Source organism: Sphingomonas sp. (assembly GCF_035317925.1).
Lineage (GTDB): Bacteria > Pseudomonadota > Alphaproteobacteria > Sphingomonadales > Sphingomonadaceae > Sphingomonas_I.
Genome location: NZ_DATHFV010000097.1, coordinates 1 through 4,204, shown reverse-complemented (window position 1 = coordinate 4,204; position 4,204 = coordinate 1). Strand labels below are relative to the sequence as shown.

Annotated in this window: 5 protein-coding genes; 3 read left to right on the top strand and 2 right to left on the bottom strand. The window is 65.4% G+C overall.

Features of this window, described 5'->3' with window-relative positions:
• Both VK533_RS07415 and lptF read right to left on the bottom strand, forming a co-directional pair.
• A partial coding sequence (locus VK533_RS07415) for an LptF/LptG family permease (RefSeq protein WP_324376229.1) occupies nucleotides 1-697 on the bottom strand: 697 nt, incomplete at its 3' end.
• Nucleotides 694-1,896 (bottom strand): LPS export ABC transporter permease LptF, encoded by a 1,203-nt coding sequence (gene lptF / locus VK533_RS07410; protein WP_324376228.1) that lies wholly within the window; start codon nucleotides 1,894-1,896, stop codon nucleotides 694-696. The genes VK533_RS07415 and lptF, both read right to left, overlap by 4 nt.
• Nucleotides 1,897-2,019: 123 nt before the next feature.
• Between lptF and VK533_RS07405 the strand changes: the two genes are divergently transcribed.
• The 3 genes from VK533_RS07405 to VK533_RS07395 all read left to right on the top strand — a co-directional run.
• Nucleotides 2,020-2,544: a DUF2141 domain-containing protein gene (locus tag VK533_RS07405; protein ID WP_324376227.1), complete on the top strand. Its 525-nt coding sequence runs from the start codon at nucleotides 2,020-2,022 to the stop codon at nucleotides 2,542-2,544.
• Between the two features lie 6 nt (nucleotides 2,545-2,550).
• Nucleotides 2,551-3,540 (top strand): diacylglycerol/lipid kinase family protein, encoded by a 990-nt coding sequence (locus VK533_RS07400; protein WP_324376226.1) that lies wholly within the window; start codon nucleotides 2,551-2,553, stop codon nucleotides 3,538-3,540.
• On the top strand, nucleotides 3,537-4,204 hold a 668-nt coding region (locus VK533_RS07395; RefSeq protein WP_324376225.1), incomplete at its 3' end, for a hypothetical protein. The genes VK533_RS07400 and VK533_RS07395, both read left to right, overlap by 4 nt.

The window sequence follows — 4,204 nt, the reverse complement described above, 5'->3', positions numbered from 1 at the left end:
GGGTCGGCCGCGTGCTGATCTTCCCCGCCGTCACGTCGAAGATGCGGGCATTGCTCATCCGCCACCCGCCGTCGGCCGCGACCGCGCCCGATCCGCTGACGACCGCGGTCAGCCGGTCGCCGGTGCGGTCATAATAGGTCACGTGATGCAGCACCGTGGTCGGGCCGCGCCCGGTCACCTGCGTGGCGTGGATCAGATCCTCGCCCGCGCGGACCCACACGTTGTTGACCACGCCATGCGTCTGCGGAACCGGCCCGTAATCGACATCCTCCCACGCGGTCAGGATGTTGGTCGCGCGCGCCACGACATGGTCGTTGAACCAGAAGGACAAGGCGGCGATACCGAGGCTGGCGACGATCAACGGCGCGAGAATCTGATGCGCCGAAATGCCCGCCGCCTTCATCGAGATGATCTCGCTATTCTGGTTCATCGTCGCGAGCGTGATCAGCGTGCCGAGCAGCACCGAGAAAGGCAGGAAGCGCGAGATGATCTGCGGCAGCCGCAGCGAGACATAATACCACAGCTGCGCGTCGCCGTTGCCGGGATAGGCCAGGATATCGCCGGATTCGCCGAGCAGATCGAGCGCCATCAGGATGATCGCGAGGCCCGCCAGCACCGCGAACGAGCGCACGACGAACAGCCGCGCCATATACCAGGTGATGGTGCGCGAGGCGAAGAAGGAGACGTTGATCTTCACGGCGCGACAACCCGGCGGTTGGAGCGGCTGAACCAGCGCCGGACAAAGCCGCCGAGCTTGGCGAATTGCCGTTCGAGCGCGCCGATCGGCTGGCCGCCCGGCACGGTGGCGATCGTGCGGTACATCCACCAGATCAAAGCCGCGAACAGGATGAAGGGCGTCCACAAGGCGATGATCGGGCTGATATGGCCGCGCCCGCCGAGCGCCTCGGCATATTCGTTCACTTTGTAATAGGTCACGATCATCACGATCGACAGGAACACGCCCAATGCCGACGTCGAGCGCTTGGGCGGCACCGCCAGCGCCACCGCCAGCAACGGCAGCAGGAACATGGTCGCGACCTCGGTCACGCGGAAATGGAATTCGGCCTGGCTCTTGGCGCGATCCTTCTTCTCGGCCGGATTGCGGCTTGATTTGACCAGTTCGGGGATCGTCAGCTCCTCGCGCCCGCCGCGCTGGCGGAAGGCCTCTTCCTTGGGCAGGTCGATCGGCAGATCGTGGCTCTCGAAGGCGAGCACGCGCGGCACCGGGAAATTGGGCGCGTCATGGACGAGCGTGCCGTTCTTCAAACGGAAGATGATCGTGTTGGGATCGTCCGTCGCCATGAAGCGGCCATGCTCGGCGGTGACCGCCAGTTCCTTGCCGTCGCTGCCCTGCGCCATCACGAAGATGCCCGACAGCTGGCGGCCGCCTTCCTGGCTGCGCTCGATCCGCACGGTCATATTTTTTCCGAGCTTGGTGAACTCTCCGACCTTGATCGAGGCACCCAGGGCACCGGTACGCAATTCGTAGCGGAGGCCTTCATAGGCGTAACGCGAATAAGGCTGGAGGAAGCCGACGATGGCGAGGTTCACGAGTGCCGCGACGATCGCAAAGATATAGGGGACGCGCAGCAGCCGGCGGTAGGAGAAGCCGCAGGCGAGCAGGACGTCGAGCTCGGACGAGGTCGCGAGCCGGCGGAACGCCAGCAATATGCCCAGCATCAGCCCGATCGGGATGCCGAGCGAGAGATATTCGGGAATGAGGTTGGCGAGCATCCGCCACACGACGCTGACCGGTCCGCCCTCTTCCGCGACGAAGTCGAACAGGCGCAGCATCTTCTCGAGCAAGAGCAGCATCGCCGCGATTACCAGGCTGGCAATCAACGGCACTGCGATCAAGCGGGCGAGGTAGCGATCAACAAGTGATGCCGATTTCAAATTGCCGACGCTCCGTCACCATGTTCTGGCCGCATTCACGACCGATCTGCATATCGCATGGAGGCGAACATCGCCCGGGCTCCAGCAAGGCCCGGCCCTATAGCTTCCAGGAGTCTTGAGGTCATGTCGAAATTGTGGGTCCCCCTGATCGCGAGTTTGATCGCCGCAGCGCCGCTGGCGCCGGCGGGCGCGGTCGTGCTCGGTCCGCATGCCGACGATTGCGGTGGCGGCAAGCCGGCGATGCTCGTGCGCGTCCAGGGGTTGAAGTCGCGCACCGGCATCATCCGGGTCCAGTCCTATGGCGGCGATCCGGCCAATTATTTCGAGAAACATGCCTATCTGGAGCGCGTCGAGGTCCGCACGCCGCCACCCGGCACTGGCCCGGTCGAGGTTTGCATGCCCGTGCCCCATCCCGGCATCTATGCGGTTTCGGTGCGCCATGACGCCAACGGCAACGGCGATGTCGATATCGGCAGCGATGGCGGCGGCTTTTCGGGCAACCCCAATCTTTCGCTGTTCGACGCCATGTTCAAGCGCAAGCCTTCGCCTGCCCAGGTGCAGGTCAAGGTCAACGGCTTGACCAACGTCCTCATCACCCTGAATTACGTGCACGGCACCAGCGTCGGGCCAATCGGCGGAGGCCAATAAGGACCAATGATCCGGATCGCTTTATTGTCCAATCCGCGATCAACGGGAAACCGCGCGCTATTGCCACGTGTTCGTAGCTTTTGCGCACATCACCCTGAAATATTTCACTATGAAGTCGAGCGCGTCGACCAGATCGATGCCGCCTTGCGCACCATCGCGCGGGTCGAACCGCGCGTGCTGGTGATCAATGGCGGCGACGGCACGGTCCAGGCGACTTTGACCGAACTCTATCATGGCGGCCAGTTCGAAGGCACGCCGCCGCCGGTGGCGGTGCTGCCCAACGGCAAGACCAACCTGATCGCGCTCGATCTGGGCGCGACCGGCGATCCGATCGAGGCGCTGCAGCGCGTGCTGGACCTCGCGCGCGGCGACGATCTGAGCGACCATATCGTCACGCGCGAGTTGATCGCGCTGACGCATGAGATCGATGGCGTCAGCGATGGCCTGAAACCGGTGCTCGGCATGTTCCTCGGCGGCGCGGGCCTGACCGAGGTGCTGCTCTACTGCCGCCATAAGATCTATCCGCTCGGCCTGCCCAACTGGCTGAGCCACGCGATCACCGGCTTCGCGCTGATGGCGTCGGTGATCTTCGGGATTCGCGCGGCCTTCCTGCCCAACAAGCCCGCGCCGGTGACGGTGTCGCTGATCCGGCAGGGCGATATCAAGGGCAGCTTCTCGGTGCTGATCGTGACCACGCTCAAGAAATTGCTGGTCGGATCGCGCATGGGCGGCGGAACGGCCCATACCGGCGCGCTGCAATTGATGGCGATCGACCAGAATCCGATCGCGCTGATCCGCGCGCTCGTCGCCGGCCTGTTCGGCAAGCTCGGCAGCGGCATCATGCACGGCGTCCATATCCGGCGTGGCGATGAGATCAGGATCGAAGGCGATCGGTCGAGCGTGATCCTCGACGGCGAAATCTTCCAGGCCGCTTTGGGCAGCTCGATCGTGCTGCGGCCGACCAATCCCCTGCCCTTCCTGCGCCTGGCGGCGTGAGCGGGCCTGGCGAGTCGCTCCGCGCGCTCGTCGCCGAGGAGCTGGAGAAGCCGGTCGTCCCGGCCGTGACGCGCATGGCGGAAGCGATCGCGGCGCTGCATCCCGGCGCGCGCGCAATCCTCTATTACGGCTCGACGCTGCGCGACGCGCGGCTCGAAGGGCTGATGCTCGATTTCTATCTGATCGTCGCCGACTACCGCCAGGCATTCGGCGCGAACTGGCTGGCGGCCGCCAACCGGCTGCTGCCGCCCAACGTCTTTCCGTTCGAGCATGACGGCCTGACCGCCAAATATGCGGTCCTGTCCGAAGCCGATTTCGCGCGGCTGGTGTCGCCCAGGACGCGGAACGTTTCGGTCTGGGCGCGGTTCGCGCAGCCCTCGCGGCTGGTCTGGTCGACTGACCAAGCCGCCCGCGACGCGGCGATCGCCAGCGTCGCCTGCGCCGCCCCGACCTTGCTCGCGGCGGCGCGGCCCTGCCTGCCCGACAGCCTCGATCCGCTCGATCTGTGGCGCCAGTCCTTCGCTTTGACCTATGCCGCCGAACTGCGCGCCGAGCGCAGCGGCCGCGCGGGATCGGTGGTCGACGCCGACCCCGACCGCTATCGCGCCTTCAGCCTGCCCGCGCTCGCCGACGCGCGCCTCTCCGCGCATATCGCCAATGGCCG